The 15,467-nt window shown below is 70.5% G+C and carries 11 protein-coding genes; 2 read left to right on the top strand and 9 right to left on the bottom strand.

The window, feature by feature from the left end; all coding sequences use genetic code 11:
* Positions 1–16 precede the first annotated feature (16 nt).
* From J7E89_RS33850 to J7E89_RS33840, 4 genes are all read right to left on the bottom strand, one after another.
* Entirely contained in the window at positions 17–1,390 is a 1,374-nt protein-coding gene (locus J7E89_RS33850; RefSeq protein ID WP_308315690.1) for an FAD-binding oxidoreductase, read from the bottom strand.
* A 114-nt stretch (positions 1,391–1,504) separates the two neighbouring features.
* Complete coding sequence (locus J7E89_RS41930) at positions 1,505–1,639, bottom strand: hypothetical protein (protein WP_285439317.1); 135 nt, start codon at positions 1,637–1,639, stop codon at positions 1,505–1,507.
* Positions 1,640–1,654: 15 nt separating this feature from the next.
* Positions 1,655–3,136, bottom strand: coding sequence for a tryptophan 7-halogenase (locus tag J7E89_RS33845; RefSeq protein ID WP_308315689.1), 1,482 nt, complete (start codon positions 3,134–3,136; stop codon positions 1,655–1,657).
* A complete protein-coding gene (locus tag J7E89_RS33840) occupies positions 3,133–5,739 on the bottom strand; it encodes an amino acid adenylation domain-containing protein (protein ID WP_214979192.1) in 2,607 nt (868 codons plus the stop codon). The genes J7E89_RS33845 and J7E89_RS33840 overlap by 4 nt, the downstream gene beginning before the upstream one ends.
* A 756-nt stretch (positions 5,740–6,495) precedes the next feature.
* Here J7E89_RS33840 and J7E89_RS33835 point away from each other — a divergent pair.
* On the top strand, positions 6,496–6,951 hold the full coding sequence (locus J7E89_RS33835; RefSeq protein WP_214979190.1) for a hypothetical protein: 456 nt from the start codon (positions 6,496–6,498) through the stop codon (positions 6,949–6,951).
* A 156-nt stretch (positions 6,952–7,107) separates the two neighbouring features.
* A complete protein-coding gene (locus J7E89_RS33830) occupies positions 7,108–8,505 on the top strand; it encodes a helix-turn-helix domain-containing protein (RefSeq protein WP_214979188.1) in 1,398 nt (465 codons plus the stop codon).
* A gap of 126 nt (positions 8,506–8,631) precedes the next feature.
* On the opposite strand, the gene J7E89_RS33825 is transcribed toward J7E89_RS33830, so the two are convergent.
* The 5 genes from J7E89_RS33825 to J7E89_RS33805 all read right to left on the bottom strand — a co-directional run.
* Positions 8,632–8,835, bottom strand: a complete 204-nt coding sequence (locus tag J7E89_RS33825) for an MbtH family protein (protein WP_214979186.1) — start codon at positions 8,833–8,835, stop codon at positions 8,632–8,634.
* Between the two features lie 57 nt (positions 8,836–8,892).
* Positions 8,893–9,555 (bottom strand): class I SAM-dependent methyltransferase, encoded by a 663-nt coding sequence (locus tag J7E89_RS33820; RefSeq protein WP_214979183.1) that lies wholly within the window; start codon positions 9,553–9,555, stop codon positions 8,893–8,895.
* Between the two features lie 29 nt (positions 9,556–9,584).
* Positions 9,585–10,595: a hypothetical protein gene (locus J7E89_RS33815; protein ID WP_214979180.1), complete on the bottom strand. Its 1,011-nt coding sequence runs from the start codon at positions 10,593–10,595 to the stop codon at positions 9,585–9,587.
* A complete protein-coding gene (locus J7E89_RS33810) occupies positions 10,592–15,034 on the bottom strand; it encodes a non-ribosomal peptide synthetase (protein ID WP_214979177.1) in 4,443 nt (1,480 codons plus the stop codon). Before J7E89_RS33810 ends, J7E89_RS33815 begins: the two co-directional genes overlap by 4 nt.
* On the bottom strand, positions 15,031–15,467 hold a 437-nt coding region (locus tag J7E89_RS33805; protein ID WP_251061449.1), incomplete at its 5' end, for a phosphopantetheine-binding protein. The genes J7E89_RS33805 and J7E89_RS33810, both read right to left, overlap by 4 nt.

Raw genomic sequence — 15,467 nt, 5'->3', positions numbered from 1 at the left:
CCGGTACGGGAAAGGATCAGCTGATCGCCTGTGGGAAACGGAAGAAGTGGTGCGGGTCGTAGGCGGCCCGCACCCGGGCGAGCCGGTCGTAGTTGACGCCGTAGTACCGCTCCCGCCAGTCCGTGAGCTGGGGGTCCACGAAGTTCTGGTAGGTGTACGGCGCGGACCAGTTCTGCAGCTCGGCCCAGCAGTGGTCGACCCAGTCGGCGGCGGCCTGCTGCTCCGCCTCGGGGACCTCCTCCATCATCCCGACCGCGAACCCCAGGTAGTACCGGCTGTTGCGGTGGACGAAGGCGGTCGCGTCGGCGGGCACTCGGTTGATCGCGCCGCCGAGGGTGAGGAAGTCGAGGTTACGCATCTGGCCGGCCCGGCGCTGCGCTTCGAAGGCCGTGAGCAGCGCCGCCACCCCCTCGGTGGGTACCGACGCGGTGCAGAAGTTCCCACGGGCGCGGGCGAAGGCCACCCGGGGGAGCTTCGCCTCGGGGTTGTGCCCCACGGTGTGACACTCCGCCGTGGTCATCCCGTCGCAGCCGAACCAGTGTTTGAGGCCGTCGGCGTACGGCACGGTCTCCTGCGAGCTGCTCGCCGGGTCCCGCCCGACCAGCTTCACAAGCCGCTCCAACAGCGGCTTCAGGTCGGCCGGTCGCTCCAGCCAGGCGCCGTGCACGGTGAGGCGGGGTTGTGCGCCCGGCGCGGCGTCCTCCAGCTCGACCGTGAGCACCGGTGTCATCCCGTCGGGGGTGGACACCGCCCACTGCTGCCAGCCGTCGAGCACGGCCACCGCGTCCGGCCAGTCCCAGTTGAGCGCGTAGTTGGTCATCGCGTCCACCGCGACGGGCCGGAAGCCGAGCTCGGTGACGATCCCGAAGTTTCCCCCGCCCCCACCGCGCAGCGCCCAGAACAGCTCCGGGTCGTGCTGCTCGTCGCACCGGACGATCCGCCCGTCGGCCAGTACCACCTTGGCGTACACCATGTGGTCGATGGTGAGACCGTGCCGGCGGCCCTCCAGCCCGAGGCCGCCGCCGAGTGCCAGCCCGGCGATGCCCACGGTCGGGCACCATCCGGTCGGCACCGCCAGGCCGTGCGGCAGGGTGTGGTCGTACAGGTCGACGATCTGGGTTCCGGCCTCCGATCGAACCAGGCCGTCGCCCACCGTGACCGCGTTCATCCGGGAGACGTCGACGACCAGGCCGGTGGTCGTGGAATAGCCCGCGAAACTGTGTCCACCGCTGCGCGGCACGGTCGGCAGACCGAAGGCCTGGGCGAAGCGGATTGCCTCGGCGACGTCCTCGGCCGACCGGCAGTGGACGATCGCCTGCGGACGGGTGACGCTGAACTCGAGATCCGCCAGGGCGCGGGCCTCGGCGTACGTTTCGTCGGCGGGCAGCACCAAATCGCCGCCGATACTCCGGCGGAGTGCCTGCCAGTCCGGCGCGGCGGGGCCGGCCGACGGCGCCCCACCCTGCTCCGGAGAGAAGTTGCGGTTGATGACGTTCCTCCAAGGTCAACGATCGCGGCGCGGAGCGTCTCCGCCGATGCCGGGCAGCGCCCGGCAGAGCGTGGCGATCCACGAGAAGCTGGCGACGGCGGCGGCGGAGAGGATGACCCCGCCGATCACCCACAGACGGCTGCGCGGCACGGCTCCGGCCCCCGCTCAGGCGACCGGACGGACCCAGTGCAGCCCGTCCGCGGAGCTCACTAGGCCGCCCGGGAAGAGCGGGTCCACCTCGGCGCCATCGGGGCCCAGCAGCGCCTGGGCCTGCACCCGGGCGCCCTCGCTCATCGCACGCGACACCACGCCGCTGGCGTGCACCGCGCCGACCCGCTCGGACATGTCGCCAGCCGCGTCGGCCAGCGACTGTGCGCTGCCCGCCAGCTGGTCGGAGAGGGCCGAGGCGTCGGTCAGGCCCGCTTCGCCCGAGGCGACGCCGCCGACCAGCTCCACGAAGGCCTCGAACTCCGACAGCGGGCAGTTCGTGATCTTCTTGGCCTCCCAGAAGTAGGACTCCTCGTTGGCTTGCATCGCGTAGAAGGAGACCAGGAACTCGTAGAAGACGCCGTACTCCCGGCGGTAGCGGCGCTCGAACTCCTGGAAGGCTGCGTCCTCGTCGACCAGTCCTGCGCGACAGCTGTTGATGGAGCGGGCGGCGAGCATGCCGCTGTAGGTCGCCAGGTGAACGCCGGAGGAGAAGACGGGGTCCACGAAGCAGGCCGCGTCGCCGATGAGCACCATGCCCGGCTTCCAGAACCGGGTGTTGCAGTAGGAGTAGTCCTTACGCACCCGCAGTTCGCCGTACGGCCCGCTGGTGACCCGCTTGGCGTCCGCCAAGTGCTCCTTGATCAGCGGACACGAGTCGATCAGGTTCTGCAGGGCCCGCTCCGGGTCGCCCTGCACCTTCTCCGCGGCGTTCCGGTGCACCACCGCACCGACGCTGGTCAGATCCGGGGTGAGCGGGATGTACCAGAACCAGCCGTCCTCGAAGGCGGCCGACAGGATGTTGCCGGAGTTCGGCGCGGGCAGCCGCTTGCCCCCTTCGAAGTAGCCGAACAGGGCGAGGTTGCGGAAGAACTTGGAGTAGTGCCGCTCGCCCCCGACGAACCGGTGGGTACGGCTCTTGTTGCCCGAGGCGTCGACCACGAAGTCGGCGGTAACGCTGTGCTCCCGCCCGTCGGAGTCGATGTAGCGCACGCCGCCGATGCGCTCGCCGTCCTCGAGCACGTCGACCACCGTGCACGCCTCGCGCACCTCGACGCCGTGCTCCCGGGCGTTGTCGAGCAGGATCTGGTCGAACTTCATCCGCTCCACCTGGTAGGCGAACGACGTGGGGCCGGCGAGCTTGGGCGAGACCGCGAAGGAGAAGGTCCAAGGCTCGGGGTTGCTGCCCCAGCGGAAGGTGCCGCCGTTCTTCTTGGTGAAGTCGGCCTCCCGCAGTTTGTCCGTCACGCCGAGCAGCTTCCCGATCCCGTGCACGGTCGAGGGCAGCAGCGACTCGCCGATCTGGTACCGGGGAAATGTGTCCCTCTCCAGCAGCAGCACCCGGTGGCCCTGCTTCGCAGTGAGCGTGGAGACCGTGGATCCGCCGGGGCCACCGCCGATGACGACGATGTCGAACGTCTCCGTCGTTTCTGAGCTCACTTCATCCTCCTGAGGACGCTTCGAGGTTTTGCTGCCGGACGGGCTGCGGAGCGTGGTGGGTGGTTTCCCGGATCGACGGCTGCGAGGCACGCGGCGATCGCCGGCCCGATCCGGGACATGGGCTCGGAACGGCCCATGTCCCGGTGTTCGCAGTCGACTTCGTACTCGTGGATCTCGCCGCGCGTGAAGGGGCGCCAGTCGGCGGCGGCCAGGCCTGCCGCCCGGCCTCGTACGGCACTGAAGAAATGGAGGTCGCCGGTGACGGTCTGGGGCGTGTAACGGCGCAGCAGCGCGTAGTTGGTGGCGAACACGTCGATCACCCGCTCGACGGTCCGGGTATCCAGGCTCGCCAGCGCACTGCCCTCCCGGCAGGCCAGGGCCAGCACCTCGGCGCGGTCGAGCGGCCTTTCGGTCACCGCCTCGCCGGCGGGCAGGTTGATGAAGTGCAGCATGTCGGCCAGGAAGGCCGCCTCGTCGTCCTCATGGTCGAGCTCCGGCGGCAGCATGGGGTAGGCGTCGAGGAGTGCCAGCAGGCCGATCCGGCCGCCGTCCCGCTGGATCCGCGCGGCGAGGGAGTGGGCGACCAGGCCGCCGAAGGACCAACCCAGCAGATGGCAGGGGCCCTCGGGCTGCACCTCGCGGATCGCCCGCAGGTAGTGGTCGACCATCTCGTCCAGGTCGCGGACCGGAGGATGCGCGCCGGTCAGCCCGCGGGCCTGGATGCCGTACACCGGGCGATGCGCGTCCAGATGCGCCAGCAGTCCCGTGTACGACCAGCTGATCCCGCCCGCGGGGTGGATGCAGAACAGCGGCGCCCGCGCACCCGCGGTACGCAGCGGCAGGAGCATCTCGAGGGCCTCGTCGGCGCGGTCCACACCAAGCCGGCGGGCGACCCCTGCCGGGGTGGCGGCCTCGATCACCGTGTGCACCGGGAGGTCCACACCGAAGGTGGCCCGCACCCGGGCGGCGAGCCGGGTGGCCAGCAGCGAATCGCCGCCGAGCTCGAAGAAGTTGTCCTCCGTGCCGACCTTCGGCAGGGCCAGCACGTCGGCGAAGAGCCCGCAGAGCACCTCCTCCTGCGGGGTGCGCGGCGCGGGACCGGTGCCGGTGCCGGTGATCCGAGGAGCTGGCAACGCCGCCTGGTCGAGCTTGCCATTGGCGGTCAGCGGGAGGCAGTCCAGCGCGACGAAGGCCGCCGGCACCATGTGGCCGGGCAGCCGTGCGGCCACCAGCCGGCGCAGTCCGGCCGGGTGCACCCGGCCGCCGTCGGCGGGGACCACGTACGCCACCAGTTGCGGAGTGCCGGTGTCTCGCCGGACCGTCACCCTGGCCTGGAAGACGTCGGGGTCGTCGCAGAGCACTTCCTCGATCTCGGCCGGCTCGATCCGGAAGCCGCGGATCTTGATCTGGTCGTCCACCCGGCCCAGGAAGTCGAGCGAGCCGTCGGGCCGCCAGCGCGCCAGATCACCGGTGCGGTACATCCGCTCGCCGTCGGCACCGAACGGGTCGGGAAGGAATCGTCCGGCGGTCAGGCCGGGCCGGCCCAGGTAGCCGCGTGCCAGCCCGGGCCCGGAGACGAACAGCTCTCCCGGCTCGCCGACCGGCACCGGCCGCAGCCCCTCGTCCAGCAGGTGGACCTTGGTGTTGACGATCGGGCGGCCGATCGGTGGGTTGCCCACACCGTGAGGCAGGGCGGTCATCGTGGTGCAGACGGTGCTCTCGGTGGGGCCGTACGCGTTGAGCATGAGCCGGCCTTCCGACCAGCGGGCCGCGACGTCCGCCGGGCAGGCCTCACCCGCCACGATCAGCGCCAGGTCCGCGGGCAGCCGGTCCGGCCCCTCTTGCAGCGGCAGCACCGCGGGGGGCAGGGTGGCGTGCGTGATGCCCTCGCTCGCGACGAGCTCGGCCAGCGCGGCGCCCGGCGCCAACCGCTCCTGCGGCGCCAGTACGAGAGTGGCGCCGCGCAGCAGTGCCATGCAGAGTTCGGACACGGCGGCGTCGAAACTCAGCGAGGCGAACTGCAGCACCCGGCTGCCCGGTCCGACCTGGAACGCCTCGCCCTGGGCGCAGACCAGGCTGGGCAGTCCACGGTGGGTGACGAGCACCCCCTTGGGGCGGCCGGTCGAACCCGAGGTGTAAATGAGGTAGGCCGGGTGGCCGACGCTCAGGGGAGCCCGGCGCTCCGGGTCGGTCAGGTTCCTGGCCGACGCATCAGCCGCCTCGGCAAGCAGGTCCTTGACGCGCAGAGTTCCGGCCCTCGCCGGGCGGTGGTCGCCGCCAGTCCCCAGGACCAGCAGCGGCCTGGCGTCCGAGAGCATCGTGTCGATCCGGTCGGCGGGGTAGCGGGGGTCCACCGGCAGGAACGCGCCACCCGCCTTGAGGACGGCCAGCATGGCGACCACGACCTCGGCCGAGCGCGGCAGGGCTAGGGCGACGATCGACTCCGGCCCGACACCGCGCGCCACCAGGACCCGGGCCAGTCGGTTGGCGTCCGCGTTGAGCTTTGCATAGCTGCGCTGCCGGTCCTCGAACCGCAGCGCGACGGCGTCCGGTGTGCTCGAGGCCTGGGCTTCGAAGAGCTCCACGACGGTGGCCTCGGGCACCTCCCTCTCCGTGGCGTTCCAACGGAGGTCCGGCAGCCGGGCAGGCGCAGCGTCGGCTTCCTGACCAGGTGTCGTATTAGAACAGTCGGGTGGCGCGAATCGGCTCACGGGCGATCTTCCCCTGACTCGTCCTGTTGCACGTCGGCGTCCTGTCTCACGGCGGCGCTTGCGGGCCGGACGTCGCCGGGCTCGCGCGGCGGGACGCGGCAAGCGGTGACGCACGTGGCCTCTCCGCACACACCGATCCACAGACATGACTGACTACTTGTCATGGGATCCTAAATTTCCATCACACCACAGTCAAGTCTTTGTTGACAGGCGTCGACTGCCAAGTCGGCGTCACAGGGCGATTGTTGGCCACGAAGGAGTGACACTGAATCAAGCCGTGGGCTAGCCTCGGCAGCAACCTCGGCCGCTTGGAGCTCGGGGGCGAGCAGAGAGGACGGAGTCGAGTTCCTCATATCCCGCTTCTGGTCATGGAACGCACATGTACAGCACGCCTCTTTCGGGGGAAAGATGCAACTGAGTCACTCGGCACAATCCTCGTCCGCACTCACCGAACGGCTGCCCCTCGCTCGTCCCGGCAGGCTCGGACGCGGACTCGCCGACGCCCACTCGAGACCCGCCGCGCTCTCCTGGCTGTCGCAGTGCCACGGCACTCTGCTGGGCTCCCTGGCCGATCTTCCGGACCGCGGCACAGGCCGCCGGGTCACTCCGGTGACCTGCTGGTCCTCTGCCCGCGAGCTGGGAGGGCTGATGCTGGAGTACGCCCGCCGCACCACCGACCCCGAGCGGCTCGACATGGCGATCGCACTGCTGCAGCAGGCCTGCGAGGACGGGCCGACGAGCGGCGAGGCACGACTGATCAACTGCTGCCAGCTCGCTACCGCGCTCTGCGCCCGGTTCGACGTGTGCGGCCGGCGCGCCGATCTCGACGCTGCGATAAGCGTGTTGGAACGCGTGCGTTCGCCCCTCGCGGTCTTGGCCGGAGAGGAGTCACTCGATTATTTTGAACAAATCTATCGTCTTCTGACCCGGTCGTTGCAGCGCCGCTTCGAGTTGACCGGCGTGTTGCGCGACCTTGACACGGTCGCCGAAATCACAGCGATCATCCGCGCAACTCAACTCCCTTCGAGGCGCTCGCTCCGGCCTCTGCCCGACGGGCGGCAGGCGTCGGCAGCCGTTCCGTGTGCGCACCTGTCGAGGGGGTAAGCTCTCCACAAATACTAATGGATGCATGGCGGGTAACTGTCCAGGTCGATTGACGCGCACGCCGAGCAGTCGCCCTCGCGGTCGACAGAACCTGTTCGGGCTTGACAGCCTGGTAGTCATCCCCTGACATCCCCTGAGCAATCTGGTAGTCATCCCGTGAGCAATCTGGTACAGCCCGCTGACGAGACCATGCAGGCGCCCCGGACCTTCGGCACCCGTCTGCGACGACTGCGCGCCGAACGCGGCCTGCGCCAGCTCGATCTCGTCGGCGACAACATCTCGGCCAGCTACATCTCCCTCCTGGAAACGGACCGCCGCGTCCCGACGGACCGGGTGGTGCGGCACCTCAGCAAGCGGCTGGGCTGCACACCGGAGGATCTCTGGCTACCGGACGAGAAGACCGCCCGCCGGCCCGCCGCAGTGGAGCTGCGGATGGCCCGGGCGGCCCTGGCGGTCGGCAAGGTCGACGAGGCGGAGGCCTGGTACCGCCGGGTGCTCGCGGAGCACGACGGGGACACCGGCATCAGCCAGGAAGCGGAGTTCGGGCTGGCCCGCACGGCTGAACAGGCCGGCCGGCACGCGCAGGCCGCGGAAGGTTACCGGGCCTGCCTGGCCGCCGCCGAGGACTCGATCTATCCGCACTGGCTCGGCGCGACGATGGGCCTGGTGCGCTCGCTGGCGTACGGGGACGACGCCGAGTCGGCCGTGGCTGCCGCCCTCCTGGCCAAGCGGCAGATCAGCGAGGCGGGCCTCGACATCTCGGACGTCGCGGTGGAGGTCCGCGCGATCCTCGCCACCGTGCTGTGCGAACGGGGCGACTACGCCGGGGCCGAGGAGCCCGTCGTCGAGGCGCTGAAGATCGTGCCGAAAATCGGCGACCACCAAGCGCTCACCAAGACCTACTGGCAGGCGGCGGCAGTTGCCTACAAGGCGAACCAGACTGGGTACGCACAGGAGTTCGCCAGCCGGATCACCGACGTCGACGCACACGACTACAGCCACACCCTCGGCATGTTGCGCGCCGTATACGGCAGCCTGCTACTGCGGCAGTCGCCGCCGGATCTGCAGAAGGCGCGCGAGGTGCTGGAACTCGCCGTCACCGATCTCGACGCCAGTGGTGCGGTCGGCGACGCGATGCGCTGTCGCAGTGACCTGATGCGCGCACTGATCATGCTGGACAACTACGCCGAGGCGCTGACGCTTGCCGACGCGATCCTCGGCGACGCCGCCACCCCGCCGATGGAGCGGATCCGCGCCCGGCTGCTGCGGGCGACCGCGCAGTGTCTGCTCGGTGACACCGAAGCCGCCCTCGCCGCGTGCCAGGCCTCCCGGGCCGAGCTGGAAGACCAGCCGCACGGTTCGCAGACCTCGCAGCTGTGGTCCTTGCTGGGAGAGGCGATGACGCAGGTCGGCGACACCGAGGGTGCCATCCACGCGTACCGCTGCGCAATCAACGGCCTGGGGGTCGATCTGCCGCCCACGCTGCTGTCGGCCCCCGTCCGCAGGCCGGCGGACCGGCACACCAGGCGGCAGGCGCGCGGCGACTCCCGCTGAGCGGGGTGTGCACCGCCCGGCCTGCGTGCCGCCGTGAGCTGACGTCAGCACGCTGTCGGCGCCGTACCTCCCGTGAGGTGAGGTACGGCGCCGACGGCGGTTGCGAGGCGGGTGTCCCGGCGGCGATCAGCTCGCGCGCAGCGACTTCGGGCGCATGTCCACCCAGGTCTCGTCGATGTGGGCCAGGCAGTCCCGGCGGGCACCCTGGAAGCCGCCGTCCCGCCAGCCATCCGGTATCTCACGGTCCAGCGGCCACAGCGAGTACTGCTCCTCGTGGTTGACCACCACGCGGCAGGGGTAGCTCTCGTCGTCGGACAGGAATCCAGCCATCGTTCTCTCCTCTCGGTGCCCCTCGGCGGCCACCGGCCGCCGAGGGGGAATCGGTCGTCAGCGCTTGACGGCGACGGTCAGGCCGTCGGCGTAGGGGAGCAGGCTCAGGTCGATCCGGTCGTCGTCGTGCCGGCGGCGGTTGAACTCGCGCAGCGCGACGGCGTCGCCGTCGGTGGTGGCCGGGTCCGCCACCAGGCCGGACCAGAGCACGTTGTCGAACACCATCGTTCCGCCAGGCCGCAGCAGCTCCAGTGCGGCCTCGTAGTACTCCTCGTAGGACACCTTGTCAGCGTCGATGAAGGCGAAGTCGAACGAGCCCGCCGCCCCCTCCTCGCCCAGCAGCCGGCGCAGGGTCTCCTTAGCGTCCCCGAGCCGGAGATCTACCTTGTCGGCCACCCCGCCGCGTGCGCAGTACTTCATGGCGACGGACGTCCACTCGGGGCTGATGTCGCACGCCACCACCCGGCCGTCGGCGGGCAGTGCCAGTGCGGTGCTCAGCAGGCTGTAACCCGTGAAGACACCGACCTCCAGGGTCTGGCGTGCCCCCAGCGCCCGGACCAGTGTGCTGAGGAACTGCCCCTGCTCGGCCGAGACCTGCATGGTCGCCAGCGGCATCGCGATGGTCTCCGCCCTCAGTTCGGCGAGGAGCGGGGTGTCCCGCAATGAGACCTCCCGCACGTACTCGGACAGGTGGTCGGACAACTCGACCTGGGTCAACATGACTACCTCCAGGAGGGAGCGCGCGGCGCTCAGTCAGGGATGTGTTGCAGACGGACACGCTTGTACTGGGTGAGCACCCCCACCGCCGACTTCTTGGACTTGGGCGTCATCAGCAGGCTTCCGACGTCCTCCCCCACGAACCGGGCACAGACGAACCGGTGGGCGTCGTACGCTGCGGCGTAGGCCTCGCGGAACCTGGCTCGCAGTGGAACCAGGGAGGGATCCACCCCCGCGAGCAGCTGTCGGGCCTCTGCGAGCCGTTTCACCAGATACTCGTGGTCGCGCCAGTGCAGGCCGCTGAGTCCCGGCGGAGCGGCCGGGGGCATCAGGGTCGGGCGGACCAGGTCCTCGTACTCCTCCGGGGTGAAGTCGCCGGCGAACCGCAGTGCGGCCTCCGACGCCCGCATCAGGGACACGGCCAGGTCCAGCGCCTCCGCGGCCTGGTCGGTGTCGGCCCGAGCAACCGCGCCGGTCAACTCGTCCACCGCGATCACCAGGCCCTGGATGAGCACCATGAAGATGCGGTGCCCACGTACCCAGCGGCGCAGGGCGTCGGAGGGCAGGCCGTCGGCGCCGCGCGGACCCGGCCCAGGGTCGGTCCCGGGCGAGGGGGTGGGGAAGCCCGCCAGGTGGCCGAGCAGCGCGGCGAAGCCGTGCCGCAGTGCGCGCCAGTGCTCCGGGGCGAGGTCGGTCCCGCTTCGTACGGCGTCGTCCAGCAGCAGTTCAGCGCCCTTGAGCGTGCTGTGCAGCAGGATCGCGGCGCGCTCGCCGTCCACCCGGACGATGTCGAACGACTGGTCGTTGTCGCGGTTTCCGCCGGACTCGCCCGGGTCGTCGCACACCGGGGCGGTGCCGGCCGGGAGTGGCACGGTGATGAGCGCCGCACGCAGCGCGTCCAGCGCGGCGGCGGCATCCGCCCGGAGCGTGTCCGCCAGCTCGGCGGGCACGCCCGGGGCGTTGCCGCTCACGTACGCCTGCACCTCGGCCCGGCCGGGCAACCGTTCCGGCCGCAGCAGCGGGAACACCGGGTCGCCGCTCATACGGCACTCCCGGTCCGCTTGGCCTCGACCGTTTCCGTGGAGGGCAGGAAGCCGTCCTGGACCAGGAACTCCAGGCACGCGTGCGCCATCTCCTCGGTCATCGGCGGACAGGCGATCCCGGTGCCGGCGAGTGCGTCGAGCACGTTGCGGCACTCGGCATCCGGCTGCAACTGGTCGATGTAGGCGGGGTCCAGGGAGGGCTGCGGTGCCACCTCGGCGTCCCGGATCAGCGGCACCAGCGGGTACAGCGGATGGCTGGTGTCGACCTCCAGTGCCCGGCGCCGGGCCTCCTCGAACGGCACGATGTCGAAGTCGTAGCCGTAGGACTGGATCCACTCGCAGAACCGCCGGATCGACACCGGGGCCGGGTTGAAGAGGTGGAAGAACCGGCCGACCGCCTCGGGCTTGCGGGAGATGCCCACGATCGCCTTGGCGACGTAGTCGACCGGAACCGTGTCGAAGATCCGCGGGTAGTCGGGCAGGATGCGCATCGGCAGGTAGCCGCGGAAGGCGACCAGCAGGTAGTCGCTGTTCTGGGTGGCGCCGGTCTCGGAGTGCGACATGATCAGGCCAGGCCGGTAGATGCTGACTGGGATGCCGCGTTCGCGGGCCAGGTGCACCATCTTCTCGGCGACCCACTTGCTGCCGGTGTATCCGCCCGGCACCTCGACCGGGTTCCGCAGCGGCCCGTCGTCTTCCAGGAACGGACGCGGCGTGTGCGTGGCGAGCAGGACGTCGATGGTGGACACGTAGTGCACCGCCTTGACCTGGTGGGTGCAGGCCAGGCGCAACACCTCGTGGGTGCCGCGGACGTTCGGGCCGCGCAGCGCGGAGTAGGGGTAGACGAAGTTGACCAGGGCGCCGTTGTGATAGATCACGTCGACCTGCTCGGCCAGCTCCCGCCAGCTCTCCTCGCTCGTGCCGAGCCGGGGGAGCGCTAGGTCGCCCGTCAGGGCCTTGATGCGCTCCCGGTAGCTCTCGTCCCAGATCAGGTACTGCCGCATCGAGTCCTCGATGCGGCGAGCCGCGGCGGCGTCGTCCGCCGCACGGACCAGGCAGTACACCGAGGCGGTGGTCTCCCGCAGCAGCTGCTCGAGCAGGAAGGCGCCGAGGTATCCGGTCGCGCCGGTGAGCAGCACTGTCCGGGGGGCGAGGTGACGGCCGGCCGGCAGACCTCCGGCGTCGATGTCGTCGTCCAGCCGGGCGTCCTCGTCCAGCCGCGTGGCGTGCTGCTGCGACATGACGCCCTCGATGCCCGCGCGGTTGTACGTCTCGACCACCGAGGAGACCCCGGCGACGGTCGGCACCCGGAAGAACTGGTGCACTGGGATGTCGAGCTGGTACTGCGCCAAAAGCCGGGAGGCCAGCCGGGCCAGCATAATCGAGGTGCCGCCGAGCTCGAAGAAGTCGTCCTCGACTCCGATCTCCTCGGTTCCGAGCACGGCGCCGAAGGCCTGGGCGGTCTCCGTCTCCAGCGGGGTGCGCGGTGCCGTACGCCCGGCCGCCACGGCCGGCGCGGACGGCGGTTCCGGCAGCGCCCGTCGGTCCACCTTGCCGTTGACGGTCAGCGGCAGGGTGTCCAGCGGGACCCAGAGCGAGGGCACCATGTAGGAAGGCAGCATGTCACCGACGAACTCGGCCAGCCCGGCCGTGGTGGGCGGGGCGGCTTGGTCGCTCGGGACCACGTAGGCGATCAGCCGGCTGCTGTTCTCCCCGTCCGGGCGGGCTACCACGACCGCGTCACGTACCTGGTCCGACATGGTGATCACGGATTCGATCTCGCCCAGTTCGACCCGGAAGCCGCGCACCTTGACCTGCTGGTCGGCGCGACCGAGAAACTCGATGGCGCCGTCCGGCCGCCAGCGGCCCAGGTCGCCGGTGCGGTACAGCCGTCCGCCGGGGACGGCCGAGAACGGGTCGGGGACGAACCGCTCGGCGGTCAGCCCGGGCCGGCGGTGGTAGCCGCGGGCCAGACCGACGCCCGCGACGCAGATCTCCCCCGGCACCCCGGGTGGTACTAGCTGGCCGTCGCTGTCCACCAGGTAGACGCGGAGGTTGTCCACGGGGCGGCCGATCGGCGCTGCCTGCGGGTCCCTGTCGCGCGCGCACTGCCAGTAGGTGGCGTCGATGGTGGTCTCGGTGGGCCCGTAGAGGTTGGCGACCGAGGCGCTGAGCCGCTGGTGGACCGCCTGCTGCAGTCGGCCGGTGAGCGGCTCGGCGCCGGAGAGTAGATGGCGCAGCGAGGTGCACTCGCCGATCTCGGGGTGCTCCATCAGCACGGCGTTCACGGACGGGACCGCGCCGTACAGGACGATCTCCCGGTCGCGGATCAGCCGGACCAGCGCGCCCGTGTCGAGTTGCTGCGAGGGCGCGCTGATCACGCACTCGGCGCCCACGGTGAGCGGCCAGAAGGTCGCCCACACCGATGGGTCGAAGCTGAATGGATGGTTTTGAAGGACCCGTTCGCCCGGCTTCAGCGGCCATGTCCGCTGCCGCCACGCCAGGTTGTTGACGATCCCGCCATGCGTCACGAGGACGCCCTTGGGGAGCCCGGACGAGCCCGACGTGTAGATCAGGTACGCGAGCGAGCCGGGGTCGACGGTGACCTCCGGGCAGGTGCGCGGCCGGTCTGCGACTTCGCCCCACTCCGCGTCCATCAGCATGGTGCGCACCTGGTGCGCCGGGAGCCGGTCCAGCAGCGCGGTCTCGGTGATGAGGACCTGGCTGTCGCTGTCGGAGAGCAGATAGCCCAGACGTTCCGCCGGATACTGCGGGTCCAGGGGCACGTAGGCTGCGCCGGCCTTCAGGACGGCGAGCATGGCCACCACGATCTGCGCGGATCGCCGCAGGCACAGAGCGACCCGGCTCTCCGCCGTGACGCCCAGCTCCAGCAGGTGATGCGCCAGCTGGTTGGCCCTCTCGTCGAGATCCCGGTAGCGCAGTTCCTCCTCCTGGTCGCTCACCGCCACCAGGGAGGGGGTGCGCTCCGCCTGCTCCGCGACCAGCTCGTGCAGGCCGCGGTCGTGCGGATAAGCCTGTTCGGTGGCGTTCCAGTCCGAGGTGATCAGGTCCCGTTCGGCGGCGCCGGCGAGCGGGACAGTGGCAACCAGACCGTCCGGGTGGCTCGCGAAGCGCGTCAGCATCGCCGTGAGCTGGTCGAGCATTCGCTCAGCCGTGCCGCCATCGAAGAGATCCTCGTTGTAGGTGAGCTGGAGAGTCTGTGCGCCGGAGCCGGTCAGCACAGTCAGGGCGAGGTCGTAGGGCGTGGTGTCGGCGGGCGCGGGCTCGGCGGCAGCCGTGAGGTCACCGACGGCCACCGGCTCCAGGGCCTCCCGGGCGGTGAAGAGCACCTGGAAGAGCGGCGTACGGCTCAGGTCCCGTATGGGGTCGACGGCATCCACCACGCGGCTGAACGGCATCCGGCCGTGCGGCACCACGTCCTTGCGAATTTCCCGTACACCGTCGACAAGTTGGCCGACGGTCAGCTCCGGGAAGAGCAGCGTGCGGATCACGACCGTGTTGGCGTACGGCCCAAAGGCCCTGCGGGGGCCGGGTATCCGGACGCCGACCGCGATGTCCTCCTGCTGGGCCCAGCGTCCGAGCAGGGCCTGGAAGGCGGCGAGCACCACGGTGTCCCGGTCGGTGCCGTAACGCTGACCCAGCCGGTCCAGGGCGGCCGCCAGGTCGAGCGGGGCCGTCCGTCGCCGGGTGCCGCAGCGATGCGTCTTCACCGCCGGACGGGGGCGGTCTGTCGGCAGCCGCAGCACCGGGACCCCGTCCAGTACCTCCTTCCAGAACGCCAGCGAGGCTGCGGCCTCGTCTCCGTCCAGCCAGCTCCGCTCGGCCTGCACGACGGCGGTGAAGTCGTCGGCGGTGAGCTCCGCGTCGTCGTCCCCGGCGAGCAGGGCGCGATACCCGTCCAAGAGTGCGCGGCAGAGGATGTCCGGCGTCCACTCATCCGCGATCGTCTCGTGCAGGGCGGTCAGCAGTAGGTGCGTGCCAGCGTCGATCCGGACGACGGTCAGCCGGGCCAGGGGGCCCCGTGCCACGTCGAACGGGCGGGCCAGCTCCGCCGCGCACCGCTCGGCGAGCGCGGCGGGTTCCTCCTGCCCTGTCGCCTCGACCAGGTCGCAGTGGAGTTCGGCGTAGCTCGCGACCACGCGCAGCGGTCGGCCGGCGAACTCCTGGAAGCTGCTGCGCAGCAGCTCGTACCGCCAGCCGAGGCCGGCCACCGCCTGCTGCAGGGCGGCCTGATCAAGCGGTCCGCTTAGCCGGTACACGCCAAGCACCACGCCCGGTGCTCCGTGGTCCAGTTCGTGCAGCATCCAGGTGCGCTGCTGGTCCGGCAGGAGGCCGGAGGCGGTACCGCCGTCCCGCGATAGCCGCTCGGCCAGGGCACGCCGCACTGCGTCCACGGCTGTGGGTTCCTCAGTGGTCATTGGTCCGCTCCCCTCGTCGGCGCCGTCAACGACGGATCCGCCAACATCGCTTCGAATTTGCCCATCGGAAGCCGTGCCAGGTTGTCCAGCAGGCTGTCCTCGGCGCCGTTCGCGCCCTTGCCCTGAGCCGTGGATCCGCGCGCGCGGTCCACAGCAGCCGAAACCGCTTCGAGTGTCGAGTCGAGAAAGACGTCGCGCATCGGAACGTCTGCGCCGAAAGTCTCCCGGAGTTCGGCCACCATCCTGGCGGCGAGGAGGGAGTGGCCGCCCAGATCGAAGAAGTTGTCCCGCAGACCCACCCGCTCCAGCCCGAGCAACTCCTGCCACAACACCGCCACCCGACACTGTGTCTCCGACACCGGCGCCACGAAATCGGCCACCACTGCCGGCCCACCACCCGCATCCGGCAACGCCCCACGGTCCACCTTGCCGT

The organism is Streptomyces sp. ISL-100, assembly GCF_018614615.1.
Taxonomy (GTDB): Bacteria; Actinomycetota; Actinomycetes; order Streptomycetales; family Streptomycetaceae; genus Streptomyces.
Note: the sequence above shows the minus strand (reverse complement) of the source record. Positions and strands in the feature narration are given on the sequence as shown.